The organism is Streptomyces sp. NPDC051109, assembly GCF_044455885.1.
Classification (GTDB): domain Bacteria; phylum Actinomycetota; class Actinomycetes; order Streptomycetales; family Streptomycetaceae; genus Streptomyces.
In genome coordinates this window covers 23,892-40,493 of the sequence record NZ_JBITFF010000026.1, presented here as the reverse complement: position 1 = coordinate 40,493, position 16,602 = coordinate 23,892, and the positions used below count along the sequence as shown (strand labels likewise).

Annotated in this window: 16 protein-coding genes and 1 riboswitch; of the genes, 9 read left to right on the top strand and 7 right to left on the bottom strand. The window is 73.8% G+C overall.

Going from position 1 to position 16,602, the window contains the following annotated elements; all coding sequences use genetic code 11:
* Positions 1–10: 10 nt before the first annotated feature.
* Together ACIBAD_RS32765 and ACIBAD_RS32760 are read right to left on the bottom strand one after the other, a co-directional pair.
* Positions 11–2,095 carry a YhgE/Pip family protein gene (locus ACIBAD_RS32765; RefSeq protein ID WP_398910380.1) on the bottom strand — a complete coding sequence of 695 codons (2,085 nt, stop codon included), beginning with the start codon at positions 2,093–2,095 and terminating at the stop codon, positions 11–13.
* Complete coding sequence (locus ACIBAD_RS32760; protein ID WP_398910379.1) at positions 2,067–2,972, bottom strand: ATP-binding cassette domain-containing protein; 906 nt, start codon at positions 2,970–2,972, stop codon at positions 2,067–2,069. Before ACIBAD_RS32760 ends, ACIBAD_RS32765 begins: the two co-directional genes overlap by 29 nt.
* A gap of 195 nt (positions 2,973–3,167) precedes the next feature.
* Between ACIBAD_RS32760 and ACIBAD_RS32755 the strand changes: the two genes are divergently transcribed.
* The 5 genes from ACIBAD_RS32755 to ACIBAD_RS32735 all read left to right on the top strand — a co-directional run bounded on the left by ACIBAD_RS32755 (position 3,168) and on the right by ACIBAD_RS32735 (position 7,458).
* Positions 3,168–3,659: an SAV_6107 family HEPN domain-containing protein gene (locus ACIBAD_RS32755; protein WP_398910378.1), complete on the top strand. Its 492-nt coding sequence runs from the start codon at positions 3,168–3,170 to the stop codon at positions 3,657–3,659.
* A gap of 87 nt (positions 3,660–3,746) precedes the next feature.
* The gene (locus ACIBAD_RS32750; RefSeq protein WP_134075077.1) at positions 3,747–4,520 is read left to right on the top strand and encodes a methyltransferase; all 774 of its coding nucleotides are present in this window, start codon (positions 3,747–3,749) and stop codon (positions 4,518–4,520) included.
* Positions 4,521–4,826: 306 nt separating this feature from the next.
* A complete protein-coding gene (locus ACIBAD_RS32745; protein ID WP_134075078.1) occupies positions 4,827–5,228 on the top strand; it encodes a DUF3040 domain-containing protein in 402 nt (133 codons plus the stop codon).
* 128 nt (positions 5,229–5,356) lie between these two features.
* Positions 5,357–5,992, top strand: a complete 636-nt coding sequence (locus tag ACIBAD_RS32740; RefSeq protein ID WP_134075079.1) for a DUF4126 domain-containing protein — start codon at positions 5,357–5,359, stop codon at positions 5,990–5,992.
* 53 nt (positions 5,993–6,045) lie between these two features.
* Complete coding sequence (locus ACIBAD_RS32735) at positions 6,046–7,458, top strand: phytoene desaturase family protein (RefSeq protein ID WP_398910376.1); 1,413 nt, start codon at positions 6,046–6,048, stop codon at positions 7,456–7,458.
* A gap of 72 nt (positions 7,459–7,530) precedes the next feature.
* Here ACIBAD_RS32735 and ACIBAD_RS32730 read toward each other — a convergent pair whose 3' ends face one another.
* The 5 genes from ACIBAD_RS32730 to ACIBAD_RS32710 form a co-directional block, all read right to left on the bottom strand.
* Positions 7,531–8,493 carry a hypothetical protein gene (locus ACIBAD_RS32730; RefSeq protein WP_398910374.1) on the bottom strand — a complete coding sequence of 321 codons (963 nt, stop codon included), beginning with the start codon at positions 8,491–8,493 and terminating at the stop codon, positions 7,531–7,533.
* 52 nt (positions 8,494–8,545) lie between these two features.
* On the bottom strand, positions 8,546–9,463 hold the full coding sequence (metF, locus tag ACIBAD_RS32725) for a methylenetetrahydrofolate reductase [NAD(P)H] (protein WP_398910372.1): 918 nt from the start codon (positions 9,461–9,463) through the stop codon (positions 8,546–8,548).
* 92 nt (positions 9,464–9,555) lie between these two features.
* Complete coding sequence (thiE, locus tag ACIBAD_RS32720; protein ID WP_398910370.1) at positions 9,556–10,218, bottom strand: thiamine phosphate synthase; 663 nt, start codon at positions 10,216–10,218, stop codon at positions 9,556–9,558.
* 119 nt (positions 10,219–10,337) lie between these two features.
* Positions 10,338–10,703, bottom strand: coding sequence for an Rv2175c family DNA-binding protein (locus ACIBAD_RS32715; protein WP_134075083.1), 366 nt, complete (start codon positions 10,701–10,703; stop codon positions 10,338–10,340).
* A 91-nt stretch (positions 10,704–10,794) separates the two neighbouring features.
* Positions 10,795–12,015 carry an FAD-dependent oxidoreductase gene (locus ACIBAD_RS32710; RefSeq protein ID WP_134075084.1) on the bottom strand — a complete coding sequence of 407 codons (1,221 nt, stop codon included), beginning with the start codon at positions 12,013–12,015 and terminating at the stop codon, positions 10,795–10,797.
* 105 nt (positions 12,016–12,120) lie between these two features.
* Positions 12,121–12,233: riboswitch (TPP riboswitch) on the top strand.
* A gap of 144 nt (positions 12,234–12,377) precedes the next feature.
* Between ACIBAD_RS32710 and thiO the strand changes: the two genes are divergently transcribed.
* From thiO to pknB, 4 genes are all read left to right on the top strand, one after another.
* A complete protein-coding gene (gene thiO / locus ACIBAD_RS32705) occupies positions 12,378–13,511 on the top strand; it encodes a glycine oxidase ThiO (RefSeq protein WP_398910415.1) in 1,134 nt (377 codons plus the stop codon).
* Positions 13,508–13,708: a sulfur carrier protein ThiS gene (gene thiS / locus ACIBAD_RS32700; protein ID WP_134075085.1), complete on the top strand. Its 201-nt coding sequence runs from the start codon at positions 13,508–13,510 to the stop codon at positions 13,706–13,708. Before thiO ends, thiS begins: the two co-directional genes overlap by 4 nt.
* Positions 13,709–13,713: 5 nt before the next feature.
* Entirely contained in the window at positions 13,714–14,508 is a 795-nt protein-coding gene (locus ACIBAD_RS32695; RefSeq protein WP_398910367.1) for a thiazole synthase, read from the top strand.
* 162 nt (positions 14,509–14,670) lie between these two features.
* Positions 14,671–16,599: a Stk1 family PASTA domain-containing Ser/Thr kinase gene (gene pknB / locus ACIBAD_RS32690; RefSeq protein ID WP_134075087.1), complete on the top strand. Its 1,929-nt coding sequence runs from the start codon at positions 14,671–14,673 to the stop codon at positions 16,597–16,599.
* Positions 16,600–16,602: the final 3 nt, after the last annotated feature.

Here is a 16,602-nt window from a genome sequence, read left to right as displayed (position 1 = left end):
GGCCCGGTCACTACAGGCTCAGTTCCGGGTGGAGCCGGTCCATCGTCCACACCTGCTTGCCGCGGGCGGCGAGCGCGGTGAGGACGAGCGATCCCGCGGTGAAGGCCGCCAGGACCGCGCACCCGACCCAGACCCGGGTGAGGTCTCCGCCGGAGATGAGGCGGCGCAGTCCGTCGACGATGTAGGTCATCGGCAGGTACGGGTGGATCCAGTTGAAGAAGGCGGGGCTGGTCTGAACGGGGTACGTACCGCCCGCCGAGGTCAGCTGCAGCATCAGCACGACCAGGACGAGGATCCGTCCGGCGGCCCCGAACTTCGCGTTGAGCCACTGGACCATCGCCGCGAAGCAGGCGCTGGCCAGCGCGAGGAAGCCGATGGCCAGCGCGGGGCGGGCCATCTCCAGGCCGAGGCCCCAGTGGAGTACGGACATCAGCGCGAGCACCTGCAGGACGCCGACGCCCACCACGGGCAGCCAGCCGGCGAAGGCGATCCGCCAGGGCGAGGCGCCGGCGGCCAGGGCGCGCCGGTTCATCGGCGCGATCAGCATGTAGGCGACCATCGCGCCGACCCAGAGGGAGAGCGGGATGAAGTACGGCGCGAAGCCGGTGCCGTAGTTGGGCGCTTTGTGCAGCGACTGGTTGGCGAGCTTGACCGGGTCGGCCATCACCTGGGTGCGCGTGTCGCGCTGCTGCTGGTCGTAGTCCGGGATCTTGCCGGCGCCGTCGTGCAGGCCGCCGGCGAGTTCTCCGGTGCCGTCGACGAGCTTGTACATGCCGCCGTCGAGGCTGTGGGCACCGTCGCCGAGCTTGCCGACGCCGGCGCCGAGGGCCTCGGAGCCGTCGGTGGCCTTGCCGAGGCCGGCATGCAGCTGGCCCATGCCGGTGGCGACCTTGTGGGCGCCTGCGTTGAGGGCGTTGACCTGGCTGACGGCGGCGTCGAGCTTGGAGGAGAGGCCGGGAGCCGCCGCGGCGAGGTCGCGGGCCTGCTTCTCCAGGTCGGTCAGCTGCCGCTTGAGCTTGCCGAGGTCGCCGTTGGTGTCCTTGACCAGGGTGTTGACGTCGCCGGCGAGCAGAGCGGCCTCGGCGGCGTCGTCCTTGAGCCTCTTCAGCTGGGGGCAGGTGGCGGGCACCGGCTGGGTACCGGCCGTGCAGGCCTTGGCGTAGATGTCGGAGGCGCCGGTGGAGACCCGCTGGGTGACCGAGGCCGCCGCCGGGGCCTTCTTGGCGAAGGTGTCGAGGTGGTTGTTGACGACCTTGGCGGTGTCCGCGACGAGGATGGCCGTGTCGGCGATCTGCCGGGGGTCCTTGAGGAACGGCTTCGCCTGGGAGGCGGCGCCGCCGACCTTGTCGGCGAGGGTCTGGGTGCCGTCGGCGATGTCCTTCGTCCCGGTCTCCAGCTTGCCCGCGGCCGAGTTGAGCTTCTTCAGCCCGCCGGTGATCTCCCCGTTCTTCTCCTCGACCGTGTCGAGGCCGTCGGCGATCTCCTTGGCCCCCTGCTGGGCCTTGCCGGCTCCGTCCTTGAGCTGGTCGGCTCCGTCGGCGGCTTCGGCGGTCTTGTCGTGGAGGTCGGAGAAGGAGAGGAAGATCTTGTCGAGGAAGCCGCGGGAGGCGTTGGCGGACGCCGCGGAGCGGACCTCGGAGAAGACGGTGCGCGAGATCGACCCGACGATGTAGTTGTTCGCGTCGTTCGTACGGACCTGCAGGGCCCCGGTGGTGGGGTCGTCGCCCGCACTCGAAGTGATCTTGGTGCTGAAGTCGGCGGGCATGGTGAGGGAGAGGTAGTACGTCCCCTTCTCCACTCCCTTGGCCGCCTCGTCGGCGCTGACCTCGCGCCAGTCGAAGGTCTTGCTGTCGTGGAGCTTCCTGGCGATCTCGCCGCCGGCGTCGACGTGCTTGCCGTCGACGGTGGCGCCCCTGTCGGCGTTGACGAGGGCGACGGGCACCTTGTCCAGGTTCTTGTACGGGTCCCAGAAGGAGCACAGGTACAGCGCGCCGTACAGCAGCGGCAGCAGGAGCAGCGCGATGAGAGCGGCGACGGGCAGCTTCCCCCGCCCGAACCGCTTCAGCTCAAGCGCGGCCAGCTTCGGCGAGCGCATCGTCGTCCCCCTTCGTGTCTTCGGTCGTCTCGGTGTCTTCGGTGTCTTCGGTGTCTTCGGTGTCTTCGGTGTCCTGGGCGTCCTCGGCGTCCTCGGCGTCCTCGGGCTTCTTGCCGGCCGCGGGCCCGGCCTCGGCTTCGGCCCCGGCCTCGGCCTCGGCCTCGTCCGCCGGCTTGTCCGCCGCGGCCCCCGTGCGCAGGACCCTCGCGTCGTCCGGCGCCTCGCTGCACACCGCGAGGACGGTGGTCCCGCCGGCGGCTATCGAGCGCAGCAGGGTCCAGGCCTCGGCGCGTTCGGAGTCCGAGAGCTTGAGGCCCAGGTCGTCGAGGGCCAGCAGCCGCGGCGCGCCCAGCAGGGCGATGGCCACGGACAGCCGGACCGCCTCCAGGCGCTCCAGGTCCCGTACGGAGGTGCGCGGGCCCTTGGGCAGGGTGGCGAGGTCCAGCCCGGCGGCGGCCAGGGCGGCGGCGATCCGGTCCTGGGCGGCGGTGCGGCGCTCGGCGCGCGGTCGCAGCAGGGCGCGGACGGGGCCCTCGTAGCGGCGCTGGAGCAGCGCGCCCTCGCGCAGCTGCTCGGCGACGGTGAGGGACTGGTCGAGCTCGTTGACGCCGGTGACCGGGCCGAGGGCGGCGATCCGGCGGACCGCGGCCATGTGCCGCGGCAGCCGGTGGCCGGCGATCTCCGCGTGGCCCTCGGTGGCCTTCATGCGTCCGGTGAGGGCGAGGAGGAGGCAGGTCCGGCCGCTGCCGGAGGGGCCCTCGACCGCGATGAGCGAGCCGGGCTCCGCGTCGAGGCGCACTCCCCGGAACACCCAGCCGCGCGGGCCCTTGAGTCCGAAGTCCTCGGCCTTGACGGCCGCTCCGTGCGGGCTGTCCACACCGCCCCCCATCTTTTTGAACTGACTGGTCAGTTCAAAAACTACCACTTTGAGGAGCACCGCATGCGCACAGGGGGGCAGTTGACCGGAAGAAGGGGGTAAATGCGCAGGTCAGCGAGATTGTCAGTGGCGACCGTCACCATGAGGGCAGGCACAAACACAGACACAGCAGTACGCAACGACAGGAGGTTCGTCATGGCCACACCGTCCCCGTCCCCTGTCCACCCCGTCCCGCGCAGGTCGGCGGCACCGCCGGCCGCGCTCGATCTGCTCGCCAAGGCCCGCGCCGGCCTGGCCGAAGCCGCCCGGCTGACCCGGCCCAACGAGCGGTACGCCACCGCCCACCTCGCCGCGCTGCGCACCGCCGCGGCCGTGCTCGCCGCGCGCGGGCGGCCGGAGCCGGCCGGCGCCCGGCGCCGGCCCCGGATCCGCAGCGCGTGGGAGGTACTGCCGGAGATAGCCCCGGAGCTGACGGAGTGGAGCGCGCTCTTCGCCTCCGGCGCCGACCGCCGGGCGCGGGCCGAGGCGGGGATAGCGGACGCGGCGACGGTCCGGGACGCGGACGATCTGGTGCGTGCCGTGGAGATGTTCCTGCGGCTGGTGGAGCGGATGCTCGCCCTCCAGCCGGTGGCGCCGACGCTGCCGCAGCCCCGCCCGGAGCACCCGGAGCATCCGGACGCGGGCTGAGCAGGCCGGGGTGACCGGCACGGCTTCCTGCAGGCAATAGGGTGGGGCACGCATCTCTCACCCTGTCGCGCCGAGGAGTCACCAGTCGTGTCGGACACTTCCCGCCCCCGTGCCTCCCTTCGCACCGCCGTGGTGTGGGAGGTCCTCAAGGAGGCCCTCGACCGCCGGGTGAAGGCGACCGGGCGGGACGTGCTGGACGTGCTGGACACCGGCGGCGGCACCGGCAAGTTCGCCGTTCCGGTGGCCCGGCTGGGCCACCGGGTGACCGTGGTCGACCCCAGCCCGAACGCACTGTTCGGGCTGGAGCGCCGCGTCGCCGAGGAGGGCGTGGCCGACCTGGTCCGCGGGGTGCAGGGCGATGCCCAGGGCCTGCTGGAGGTCGTCGAGCGCGACGCGTACGACGTGGTGCTCTGCCACGGCGTGCTGGAGTACGTGGACGACCCGGCCGAAGGCGTGGCCAACGCGGTCGCCGCCCTGCGCCCCGGCGGCACGCTCAGCCTGCTGGCCGCCGGCCTCGGCGGGGCCGTGCTGGCCCGCGCCCTCGCCGGCCACTTCACCGAGGCCCGTACGGCGCTCACCGACCCGGCCGGCCGCTGGGGTGCGGGCGACCCGGTACCGCGCCGCTTCACCGCCGAGCAGCTCGCCGAGCTGGTCGGCGGGGCCGGCCTGGAGGTCGGCTCGGTGCACGGGGTCCGCGTCTTCGCCGACCTCGTCCCCGGCGTCCTGGTCGACACCGAGCCGGGCGCGGTCGAGGCCCTGCTGCGCCTGGAGGAGGCCGCCGCCGAGCTGCCCGCCTTCCACGCGGTCGCCACGCAGTTGCACGTGCTCGGTCAGAAGCCTCTCGACGGCGAGCCCGCCTGATCTGCGGGGTTCGCTCACGGAGTACGCCGGACACCCTCCGTTCAGGCGCCCGGCGCCGTATGATCGTGAGCAGTGACCGGCATGGTGGACGGGCCAGTGGGGAATAAGCGCCTCAGTGACCGCCCACCCGGCGGTACGGTTTCACGCAAGGTTTGCTCGGGCGGCGCCTTTCGGGGCGGCGCCTTTTCCGGGCGGTGTTTTCGCAACCTTGCGTAGAGGGCGGGTATCACGGGGGCGATTCCCCGCCTATCCTGAAGGGGACCCCTGGTCGCTACCCCCCGCGACCGACGGATGAGGAGGACTCCCGTGCCGCTCTCGGAGCACGAGCAGCGAATGCTCGAGCAGATGGAGCGAGCGCTGTACGCCGAAGACCCCAAGTTCGCGACAGCGCTTGAGGGAAGCGGACTGCGTACGTACACCCGGCGACGGGTCTACCAGGCAGTCGCAGGCATTGTGGTGGGTATCGCGCTCCTCATGACCGGTGTGATCATTCCGAACGTACTCTGGGTCAGCGTGGTGGGATTCCTCGTCATGCTCGGCTGTACGGTCCTCGTGGTCACCGGTTGGCGCAAGGCACCCAAGCCTGGCGAGCAGCCCGTCTCCGGCAGTGCAGGCAGTTCGGCCCACGGCCGCAACCGGCAGCGTCGGTCGATGATGACCCGCATCGAGGAGCGGTGGCAGCGCCGCCGCGACGAACAGGGGCAGTAGGCCCCCGCAGACATGGGTGAGGGGACGGCCGCCGTACGGCGGCCGTCCCCTCACGGCTCTGCCGCGCCGATCCGCCCCGTCTCCCCGATCGCCCGTTCCACGGCCCGGTCCTGCGGCATGATGGGCCGGTGAGTGTGCTCCCCCTGGTCTTCACCAGCGGCTGGGCCAGCGGGATCAACGCCTACGCCGTGGTCCTCCTGCTCGGCGTCTTCGGCGCGACCGGACTGACCGACGAGGTCCCCGCCTCCCTCCAGCGCACCGACGTGCTGATCGTCGCCGGCGTGCTGTTCCTGTGCGAGGCCGTCGCCGACAAGATCCCGTACGTGGACTCCGTCTGGGACGCGGTGCACACCGTGATCCGCCCCCTGGCCGGGGCCGTGGTCGGGGCCCTGCTGGCCGGCCAGAGCGGCTCGCTCTCCGACCTGGCCGCCGGTGCGATCGGCGGTTCCACCGCACTGGCCAGCCATTTCGTCAAGGCCGGCACCCGGATGGCCGTCAACACCTCGCCCGAGCCTTTCAGCAACATCGCGCTGAGCACCGCCGAGGACCTGGGCGTGGCCGCAATCGTCACCTTCGCGATGTTCAACCCCCAGGCAGCCGCGGTCATCGCGGCCGTCCTGCTGGCGGCCGGTCTGGCCATACTCGTCTTCCTGTGGAGCCGGATCCGCCGCTTCCTGCGCCGCCGCGCCCAGCGCCGCGAGGAGAAGCGGCTCGCCGCCGAGGAGCGCGAGGCGCTCGCGCGGGCCGCGCCGCCACCCCGCTGACCTCGACCGACCTCCCACGGCCGCCCCCGAGCCCGCTCGATAGGGTCATCCGCATGGCACGAATTGCGGTGATCGGCGCCGGCATGGGCGCGATGGCTACGGCGGCCCGGCTGGCCGTGGCGGGGCACCAGGTGACGGTGTACGAACGCGGATCCACGTACGGCGGCTCCGTCGGCCGGTACGAGCGCGACGGCTTCGCCTTCGACACCGGTCCCGGCCTGCTGCACCTGCCCGCCGTCTACCGCGACCTGTTCGTCAAGACCGGCAAGCGGCCCCTGGAGGACTGCGTCGAGCTGGTCCAGGCCGACCCCGCCGTCCGGCACGTCCTCGCCGACGGCACCGCCGTCACCCTCCCGAGCGGCTCGCGCGGCGGCGCCGCCGCCGTCCTCGACGAGGCCTTCGGCGCGGGCGCGGGAGAGCGCTGGAACGGGGTCCTGGGCCGCGCCCGGGACGCCTGGAACGCCACCCGCCGCCCCCTGCTGGAGGAGCCGCTGCGCCCCGACTGGCAGGTGCTGGGCGGCGATCCGTACCCGGCGCTGCGCAAGAGCGGACTGCTGCGCCGCCGGCCCCCGACCCTCGCCGAGGTGGCCGAGCGCGAACTGGGCGGGAAGCTCGGCGAGCTGCTCGCCGCGCGGGTGCGGGCGTACGGGGTCGACCCCGCCACCGCGCCCGCCGCGGCGGCCGTGCTCCCGTACATGGAGCAGACCTTCGGGAGTTGGTACGTGCGCGGCGGGATGCGGGAGCTGGCCACCGCCGTGTACGAGCGCTGCCTGGAACGGAAAGTCGCCTTCGCCTTCGACGCGCCGGTACGGGAGGTCCTGGAGCAAGGCGGCCGGGCGGCCGGGCTGCTGCTGGCCGACGGCACCGAGGCCGCCGCCGACTCCGTGGTCTGCGGGGTCGATCCGCGGCAGCTGGGGGTCCCGCTGCCGGCCGGCGGCGCGCCCGCCCGCGGGCCGGGGGTGGCCAGCCGGCTCACCCTGCTGCTCGCGCTGCGCGGCGCGCGCCCCGCGGACGCCGTCCACCGCACCCTGGTGCACTCCCCCGGCGCCCAACTGACCGTGCTGCGCCCCGACGATCCGGCCGTGCGGCCCGACGCGGACCACGAGGCGGTCACCGTGAGCGCCCTCTGCGGCCCTGGGGGCGCCGCTGCGCCCCGCACGGAGGAGCTCCTGGACCTCGCGGCCCGGGCCGTGCCCGGACTGCGTGAGCGGCTGCTGTGGACGCGGGAGCGCACGCCGGCGGACATCGAGGCGGACACCGGCGCGCCGGGCGGCGCGGTGCCCCCGCCGGCCCTCGCGGGAGCGGGCGGGGCGATGCTCTACCCCGCCAACCCCACCGCCCTGCCCGGGCTGTTCCTCGCGGGCGGCTGGGCGCACCCCGGCGGCGGGCTCGCGCACGCCGGGATGACCGGGGCCCTGGTGGCCGGGCTGATCGTGGAGGGCGCGGGGTTCCGCGGCTCCCAGTGACGGGTGGGCCCCCGGGGAACGTTCCCCGGGGGCCCACACCTCGGTGCCTCGGCAACCGCCGCGCCCCGCCGTTCAGTAGCGGTACTGCTCGTACTCGCCGGTGCCCTGGTACGGGTACTGCTGCGGCTGCTGCTGCGGGTACTGGCCCTGGTCGTCCCCGGGGTAGCCGGCGGCGGCCCCGTCGGTGGACCGCTGCTGCGGCACCCACACCCCGCCGGGCGGGGTGTCCATCGCGTACTGCTGCTGCCCGCCCGCGCTCACGTACGGGTCGGCGCCGGAGTAGTCGGTGTACGGGGTGTAGTCGTACGGCTGTTGCGGGATCACGGCCCCGCCCGTGCCGACGTACGGGTCCGAGTAGGCGGCGTAGACCTGCTGTTCGCCGGCCGCCGGATAGCCCGCGGAGTAGTCGTAGCCGCCCTGGCCCTGCGGGGCGTAGCCCTGCCCGTCGTAGTAGGGCGCGTACTGGTGGGGGTCCTGCTCGGCCGTGGAGAAGGGCGGGGCGAACGCCGCCGTCCGGCCCGCGTCGGCGGTCGGGGCGAAGCTCTGTATCCCGTACGAGCCCGTGTCCTCGGGCAGCGGCTCCGGGCTGTAGAACTCCGCGGTCGCGGCCTGGAACTGGGGCTCCTGCTGCGCCTGGCCGGGTGCGTCGGCCCGGTCGGCCCCCTCGGTGTCCGGCGCCGCCCCGTCGGGCCCGTACTCCAGCGCGGTGACCTGGAGCGCGGGCTCGGGGCGCGCACCGCCCGCCCGGCGGCGCCGGTTCTGCTTCCGTACGGGCTCGCCGCCGCGGCGCAGCGCCCAGCCGGCCTCGAAGCCCTTGCGGAAGGAGAGTGTCACCAGGGTCTGGCCCACGGCGAACGCGGCCGCGCCGATGCCGATGACCGGCACCGACGGCAGCACCACCCCGGCGACCACACCGAGGAACCCGGCGAACGCGAGCAACCGCCAGCGCAGCCGGGCCTTGTACTGCATCAGGACCTCGGCAAGCAGCCACAGCGCGACGAAACCGAACGCGATGTAGAGGACCGTCATTCCCATGCGTGGCACCTCTCGGTACGGCCAACCGCCCAGGAAACGGGGGGCCGGCCGATCAGGCCCGCTGGTGCAGGCCCAGGTTCTCGTAGATTTCGAGAGTCGCCGTGGAATTGTTCAGCGTGATGAAGTGCAGCCCCGGGACACCCTCGGACAGCAGCCGCGCGCAGAACTCCGTGGCGAACTCGATCCCAATGGAGCGTACAGCGGCTGCATCGTCCTTGACGGCGAGCATGCGCTCTTTCACGGCTGCGGGGAAGACTGCGTTGCTGAGTTGCGGCAGCCGGTCGAGCTGCCTGATGCCCACAACAGGCATGACCTCGGGGATGATCGGGGTCTCGCAGCCCGCCTTCAGGGCACTGTCGCGCAGCCTCAGATAATTCTCCGGATCGAAGAACATCTGGGTGATCGCATAGTCGGCCCCTGCGCGGCACTTGTCCACGAAGTGACGGATGTCCGTGTCCCAGTCCTCCGAGCGCGGGTGCATGTCGGGGAAGGCCGCGACGCCCACGCAGAAGTCGCCGGACTCCTTCAGCAGCCGGACCAGGTCGGCGGCGTAGTGCACGCCCTCGGGGTGCGCGACCCAGGGACCCATGGGATCACCCGGCGGGTCGCCGCGCAGGGCCAGCATGTTGCGGATGCCGGCGTCGGCGAACTGGCCGATCACGTGGCGCAGCTCGGCGATGGAGTGGTCGACCGCGGTGAGGTGCGCGACGGGGGTCAAGGTGGTGTCGGCTGCGATCTCCTGGGTGGCCTTGACGGTGCCGCCGCGGGTGGAGCCGCCGGCCCCGTAGGTCACGGAGACGAAGCTCGGGCCCACCGCCTCGATCCGGCGCAGCGCGTTCCAGAGGTTGCGCTCGCCCTTCTCCGTCTTGGGGGCCCAGAACTCGAAGGAGTACGACGGGCTCCCGGACGCCAGCAGGTCACGGACCGTGCGTGCGCGGTCCGTGCGGGTGGAAGCGGTACCAAGGGCCATACGGGCAGGTTAGACGCGCCTTCGTGCAGGCCGAAGCCGCGTCCGCCTTTTGGACACGTTTTTGGACACCTGCACGGACGGCCCGGGAGGAGTTAGGCGGAATCGCGCTCGCGGACCCGCTTGGCCAGGTCGGCGGCGGCCGCGCCCGGGTCCGAGGCCTCGGTCAGTGCGCGGACCACCACGATGCGGGTGGCTCCGGCGTCGAGGACCTCGTCGAGGTTGCCGGCGTCGATGCCGCCGATGGCGAACCAGGGGCGGGCGGGGGCCAGCGAGGCCGCGTACCGGACGAGCCCGAGGCCGGGGGCGTGCCGGCCGGGCTTGGTGGGGGTGGGCCAGCAGGGGCCGGTGCAGAAGTAGTCCACGCCCGGCTCGGCCACGGCGGCGTCGACCTCGGACTCGGCGTGGCAGGACCGGCCGATCAGGACGGACTCGCCGAGGATCGCGCGCGCGGCGGGCACCGGGATGTCTCCCTGGCCCAGGTGCAGGACGTCGGAGCCGATGGCGTGGCCGACGTCGGCTCGGTCGTTCACCGCGAGGAGCCGGCCGTGCCGCCGCGCGGCGTCGGCGAACACCCGGAGGTGTTCGAGCTCCTCACCGGCCTCCATGCCCTTGTCCCGGAGCTGGACGATGTCCACGCCGCCGGCCAGGACCGCGTCGAGGAACTCGGGGAGGTCCCCCTGCCGCTTGCGGGCGTCCGTGCACAGGTAGAGCCGGGCGTCGGACAGCTGGGCGCGCGCGGAAGCGTTCGCGGACATGGGTACCCCCCGGGATGGATGCGGTGCACGGGCCGTCCGGGGCCCGCGCACCGCGGATGGATCAGGCGGCCCGGATCACCCGGGCCGCCGGGTTGCACCGGTCGCCCGGGTCTGTCGGGTCAGAGGGCGAGCGCCTGAGCGCGGCGCTTCACCTCCGTGCCGCGATTCTCGCTCAGCGCCTGCGCGGGCGTACCGGGCAGGGTCGGGTCCGGGGTGAACATCCACTCCAGGATCTCCTCGTCGGAGAAGCCGTCGTCGCGGAGCACGGTCAGCAGGCCGGGCAGGCCCTTGACGACCTTGTCGCCGTCGATGAAGGGGGCGGGCACCTGGAGAGAGCGGTTCTCGCCCCGGCGTACGGCGATCAGCTGACCTTCCTTGACCAGCTGGCGGACCCGGGTCACCTCGATGTCGAGCATCTCGGCGATGTCGGGGACGTACAGCCAGGCGGGGACAAGGGCATCGATCTTTGCGTCAATCTCGGTCACGGGCACAAGCCTGCCACTTCGGACCGACACCCGGTACCCGAGCCGACCCGTCCGGGTCCCCCCGACCCGCTCCGCGCCCTTCCGCACGCGGCTAGACCAGCGCCGATTTCAGCGGGACCGCGGGATCGGCGACCTTGGCCGGATCCACCGGGGCCCCCGTCTCGATCAGCTTCCGCCCCTGCGCCAGGTCCCGCGGCCGGCCCACCGCCAGGACCGCGGCCAGCGCCCCGCCCCGGAGCCAGCACACCGACCACGCGGCCTCGGCGGGGTCCCCGCGCCACAGCAGCTCGTCGGCGCCCGCATGGTGCCCGGCGTACTGCACGAAGCGCCCGAACTGCTCCGACCAGAAGTACGGCACCGGGTCGTAGACCTGCGCCGCCTTCCCCACCACGATGTTCGCCGCGACCACCCGCGGCCCCTGCAGGGCGTTGTCCCAGTGGTGCACGAGCAGCCGCGCCCCGTAGCGGGCCGACGGGAACGACGCGCAGTCGCCGACCGCGTACACCCCCGGCAGGGAGGTGCGCAGGTACTCGTCCGCCACGATCGCGCCTTCCGGCCCGAGCTCGACCCCCGAGTCCGCGAGCCACCGGGTCGCCGGCCGGGCCCCGATGCCCACGACCACCGCGCCCGCGGGCAGCTCCCGCCCGTCCGCGAGCAGGACCCGCCCGGACTCCACCGAGGACACCTTGGCTCCGGTCAGCAGGGCCGCCCCGGACTCCTCGTACCAGCGGGCCATGGGGGCCGCGACCTCCGCGGGCAGCGCCCCGGCCAGCACCCGGTCGGCAGCTTCGACCACGGTCACCGCGCAGCCCGCCTCGCGGGCCGCGGTGGCGAACTCGGCGCCGATCCAGCCCGCCCCGACCACCACGGTCGCCGGGGTCCGGGCCAGCACCGGCCGCAGCCGGGCCGCGTCGTCGAGGGTGCGCAGCAGGTGCACTCCGGGGACGCCCTCGGAGCCGGGCAGGGTCAGCGGTTCGGCGCCGGTCGCCAGGACCAGCACCTCGTACGGGACCGGGCCCGCCTCGGTGTCCAGCTCGCGCTCGGCGGCCCGCAGCCCGGTGACCTCCACCCCGAGCCGGAGCACGACGCCGAGCCCCTCGAAGTCCACGTCGAACGCGGAGTCCTCGGCCTTGCCGAGCAGCACCGCCTTCGACAGCGGCGGCCGGTCGTACGGCTGGTGGGGCTCGGCGCCCAGCAGGGTCACGGGGCCGCGCCACCCCTGCTCCCGCAGCGCGACCGCGGTCTGCACCCCGGCCATTCCGGCGCCGACGATGACGACGCCGCTCTGAGTCTGTTCCGTCTGCTCGCTCACAGCGCCCAGCCTAGCGATCTGACACCTCGTCAGGAACAGTGGCCCGGCGCGGCGGCCGGGGAGGCAGCCTTACCCGCCCCCGGCGCCGGGGTTAGGCTGGCGCCTGTTACCTATCGCGGGAGTCCGGGCGGACCGGGCTGAGAGGGAGGCTGAGCGGCCTCCGACCGTACGAACCTGATCCGGGTCATGCCGGCGAAGGGAGGGGCTGGACGCCCATGCACTCATCTCGGAAGGGATCCGGAGCGGGATCCCCGGGGTCCACCGGATCCACAGGGTCCACTCGGTCCACCGGGTCCACTGGGTCCACAGGGTCCACTCGGTCCACGGGGTCCACTGGGTCCACCGGGTCCGACGTCCTCGTCATCGGGGGCGGGATCATCGGCCTGGTCACCGCCTGGCGGGCGGCCCGGCGCGGACTGCGGACGGTACTCGCCGATCCGGCGCCCGGCGGCGGCGCCGCGCAGGTCGCGGCCGGCATGCTCGCCGCCGTCACGGAGCTGCACTACGGCGAGGAGACCCTGCTGGGCCTCAACGTCGCCTCGGCCGCCCGCTACCCCGAGTTCGCCGCCGAGCTGGCCGAGGCCAGCGGCGGGATGGACATCGGCTACCGCGCCTGCGGCACCCTCGCCGTGGCCCTCGACGCCGACGACCGGCTGCACCTGCGCGAACTGCACGCCCTCCAGCGCCGCTGCGGCCTGGAGTCCGAGTGGCTCACCGGCCGCGAGTGCCGCCGCCTGGAGCCGATGCTGGCCCCCGGCGTGCGGGGCGGGCTGCGCGTGGACGGCGACCACCAGGTCGATCCGCGCCGGCTGGCGGCCGCGCTGCTGGCCGCCTGCGAGGGCGCCGGCGCGGAGATCCGCCGGGCGGCCGCGGAGCGGCTGCTGACCGCCGCCGACCGGGCCGTGGGCGCGCGGCTCGACGACGGTACGGAGCTGCGCGCCGACCAGGTGGTCCTGGCCGCCGGCTCGCTCAGCGGCCGGCTGGCCGGCGTACCGGCGCAGGTGCTGCCCCCCGTACGGCCGGTGAAGGGACAGGTGCTGCGCCTCGCGGTGCCGGCGGCGTACGCGCCGTTCCTGTCGCGGACGGTACGGGCGGTGGTCCGCGGCAGCCACGTCTACCTGGTGCCGCGCGAGAACGGCGAGCTCGTCGTCGGGGCCACCAGCGAGGAACTCGGCTGGGACACCACGGTCACCGCGGGCGGGGTGTACGAGCTGCTGCGCGATGCCCACGAACTGGTGCCCGGCATCACCGAGCTGCCGCTGACCGAGACGCGGGCCGGACTGCGCCCCGGATCCCCGGACAACGCCCCGCTGCTCGGCCCGACCGACCTGCCCGGCCTGCACCTGGCCACCGGGCACTACCGCAACGGGGTGCTGCTGACCCCGCTCACCGGCGACGTGATGGCGGAGCTGCTGACCACCGGCACGCTGCCGGAGATCGCCCGACCGTTCACCCCGCGCCGGTTCTCCGCCGCACGTCAGGAGTCGTACGCATGACCATCTCCGTCAACGGCGAGCCGCGCGAGATCGCGGCCGGCACCACGCTCGACGCCGTGGTCGCCACCTTGACCGCGGCGCCGTCCGGCGTCGCGGCCGCACTGAACGAGACCGTGGTCCCGCGCGGGCGGTGGCCGCTCACGCCGGTGGGCGAGGGCGACCGGGTCGAGGTCCTCACCGCGGTGCAGGGAGGCTGAGCGCGATGGCTGACGACGCTTTCGTGCTGGGCGGCCGGACCTTCTCGTCCCGCCTGATCATGGGCACGGGCGGGGCGCCCAGCCTGGACGTCCTGGAACGGGCGCTGATCGCGTCCGGTACGGAGCTCACGACGGTGGCCATGCGGCGGCTGGACCCGACGGTGCAGGGCTCCGTCCTGTCGGTGCTGACGAGGCTGGGCATCGCCGTACTCCCGAACACGGCGGGGTGCTTCACGGCGGGCGAGGCCGTGCTGACCGCGCGCCTGGCGCGGGAGGCTCTGGGCACGGACTGGATCAAGCTGGAGGTCGTGGCCGACGAGCGGACCCTGCTGCCGGACGGGGTGGAGCTGCTGGACGCGGCGGAGACCCTGGTGGACGAGGGCTTCACGGTCCTGCCGTACACGAACGACGACCCGGTGCTCGCGCGCAAGCTGGAGGACGCGGGCTGCGCGGCGATCATGCCGCTGGGGTCCCCGATCGGCTCGGGGATGGGGATCCGGAACCCCCACAACTTCGAGCTGATCGCGGAGCGGGCCGGGGTCCCGGTGATCCTGGACGCGGGGGCGGGCACGGCCTCGGACGTGGCGCTGGCGATGGAGCTGGGCTGCGCGGCGGTGATGCTGGCCTCGGCGGTGACCCGGGCGAAGGCGCCGGTCCTGATGGCGGCGGCCATGCGGGACGCCGTCTCGGCGGGCCGCCTGGCGTACCGGGCGGGCCGCATCCCCCAGCGCCGCTTCGCGGAGGCCTCCTCCCCCACCGAGGGCCGAGCCGCCCTGGACCCGGAGCGCCCGGCGTTCTGAGCGGGCGGGGGTTCGGGACCCGCGCCGTGAGCCCCGGACCCCCGCCTCATGTCACGGCCGCGCTGCAGGCGGGGGCACCCCCGGCGGCTCCCACGTCACAGCTGCGCTGCAACCTCCCCGGCCCCTGGTAGGCCGCAGTGAGGACGCTCGTAGAATCGCCGGGTGGATACGACCCTGGATGACCCCCTCGTCGGGCAGACACTCGACGGCCGCTACCGCGTCGAGGCGCGTATCGCGGCCGGCGGCATGGCGACGGTCTACCGGGCCGTCGACACCCGCCTCGACCGCGTGCTCGCCCTCAAGGTGATGCATCCGGCGCTGGCCGCCGACGCCGGGTTCGTCGACCGCTTCATCCGGGAGGCCAAATCCGTCGCGCGCCTCGCGCACCCCAACGTCGTTGCCGTCTTCGACCAGGGCACCGACGGGCCGTACACGTACCTCGCCATGGAGTACGTCTCGGGCTGCACCCTGCGCGACGTGCTGCGCGAGCGCGGCGCGCTCCGGCCCCGCGCCGCCCTCGACATCCTGGAGCCGGTCCTCGCCGCCCTCGGCGCCGCCCACCGCGCCGGGTTCGTGCACCGCGACATGAAGCCCGAGAACGTCCTGATCGGCGACGACGGCCGGGTCAAGGTCGCGGACTTCGGCCTGGTCCGCAGCGTCGACACCGTCACCAGCACGACCGGCGCCGTCCTCGGCACCGTCTCCTACCTCGCCCCCGAGCAGATCGAGAACGGCGTCAGCGACACCCGCGTGGACGTCTACGCCTGCGGTGTCGTCCTGTACGAGATGCTCACCGGCTCCAAGCCGCACACCGGCGGCACCCCCGCCCAGGTGCTCTACCAGCACCTGCACGAGGACGTGCCGCCCCCGTCGGCCGCCGTCCCGGGGCTGCCGGCCATCCTGGACCAGCTCGTCACGTACGCCACGGCCCGCGATCCGGAGCTGCGGCCCACCGACGCCGCCGGACTGCTCGGCCTGGTGCTCGACGCCCGCGCGCTGCTCGGCGACGCCGAGCTGGACGCGGTGCCGCCGCAGGCGCGCGCCGAGGACCGGAGCGCCACCGAGGACCGCACCAGCGTGATCCCGCGGCCCGTCGCGGCGCAGCCGCCCGTACAGCAGACGTCCCGGCTGGAGCGCCCGGACCGCCCGGAGCCCGCTCCGGGCGGCTCCCGCTCCCAGACCCGGGCGCCCGCCTCGCGCAGGCCGCGCCGCGGCACGCTGCTCGTCATCGTCGGCGTGCTGCTCGCGCTCGGCATCGGCACCGGGGTCTGGTACATCAACTCGGGCCAGTTCACCAAGGTCCCCAACCTGCTCGGGAAGACGGAGGCGCAGGCCAAGTCGGACCTGTCCGCGGCCGGCCTCGGCGTGAAGCGGGTCGACCGGAGGTTCAGCGACAGCTTCGACCGCGGGACGGTGATGAACTCCGACCCCGAGAGCGGCAAGCGCATCCGCGGCAACGGTGCGGTGGTCCTCACGGTCTCGCGCGGCCCGGAGGTCGTCGTCGTACCGGACGTGAAGGGCAGGCCGCTGGAGGACGCGAAGGCCGAGCTGACCAAGAGCGGTCTGGCGCCCGGCATGGTCACGCAGGCGTTCAGCCAGGACGTCGCCCAGGGGTCGGTCGTCTCCACCGACCCGACGGGCGGGCAGAAGCGGTCGCCCGACACGGCGGTCGCGATCGTGGTCAGCAAGGGCCGGCCGGTGCAGGTGGCGAACGTGGTCGGACGGCCCCTGGACCAGGCTCGGGCCGCCCTCCAGGACCTCGGCCTCAAGGTCGAGACGGCCGCCGAGCAGGTCAATTCGCCGTTCCCGGCCGGTACGGTCGCCAACCAGTCGATCGGCGCCGGCGCCCAGGCCGCGACCGGTGACACGGTGACGCTCACCGTGTCCAAGGGACCCCGGCAGATCCCGGTGCCGCCCGTCGTCGGCCAGGAGGCGGACGTGGCCCGCAAGACGCTGGAGGCGGCCGGTTTCAAGGTGAAGGTGGAGCGGCCGTTCCTGTCCTTCAGCAACACGGTGGACGCCCAGTCGGTGCCGGGCGGCCAGAGCGCCCCCGAGGGCAGCACGATCGTCCTGCGGACCAAGGGGCTGTAGCGG

Excerpts from the sequence above, each read along its gene's own strand:
- ACIBAD_RS32755 (WP_398910378.1), top strand. The coding sequence starts at position 3,168 with ATGGCCACACCGTCCCCGTCCCCTGTCCACCCCGTCCCGCGCAGGTCG.
- ACIBAD_RS32765 (WP_398910380.1), bottom strand. The coding sequence starts at position 2,095 with ATGCGCTCGCCGAAGCTGGCCGCGCTTGAGCTGAAGCGGTTCGGGCGG.
- thiE (WP_398910370.1), bottom strand. The coding sequence starts at position 10,218 with ATGTCCGCGAACGCTTCCGCGCGCGCCCAGCTGTCCGACGCCCGGCTC.
- ACIBAD_RS32735 (WP_398910376.1), top strand. The coding sequence starts at position 6,046 with ATGGCACGAATTGCGGTGATCGGCGCCGGCATGGGCGCGATGGCTACG.
- metF (WP_398910372.1), bottom strand. The coding sequence starts at position 9,463 with ATGGCCCTTGGTACCGCTTCCACCCGCACGGACCGCGCACGCACGGTC.
- ACIBAD_RS32695 (WP_398910367.1), top strand. The coding sequence starts at position 13,714 with ATGGCTGACGACGCTTTCGTGCTGGGCGGCCGGACCTTCTCGTCCCGC.
- thiS (WP_134075085.1), top strand. The coding sequence starts at position 13,508 with ATGACCATCTCCGTCAACGGCGAGCCGCGCGAGATCGCGGCCGGCACC.
- ACIBAD_RS32730 (WP_398910374.1), bottom strand. The coding sequence starts at position 8,493 with ATGGGAATGACGGTCCTCTACATCGCGTTCGGTTTCGTCGCGCTGTGG.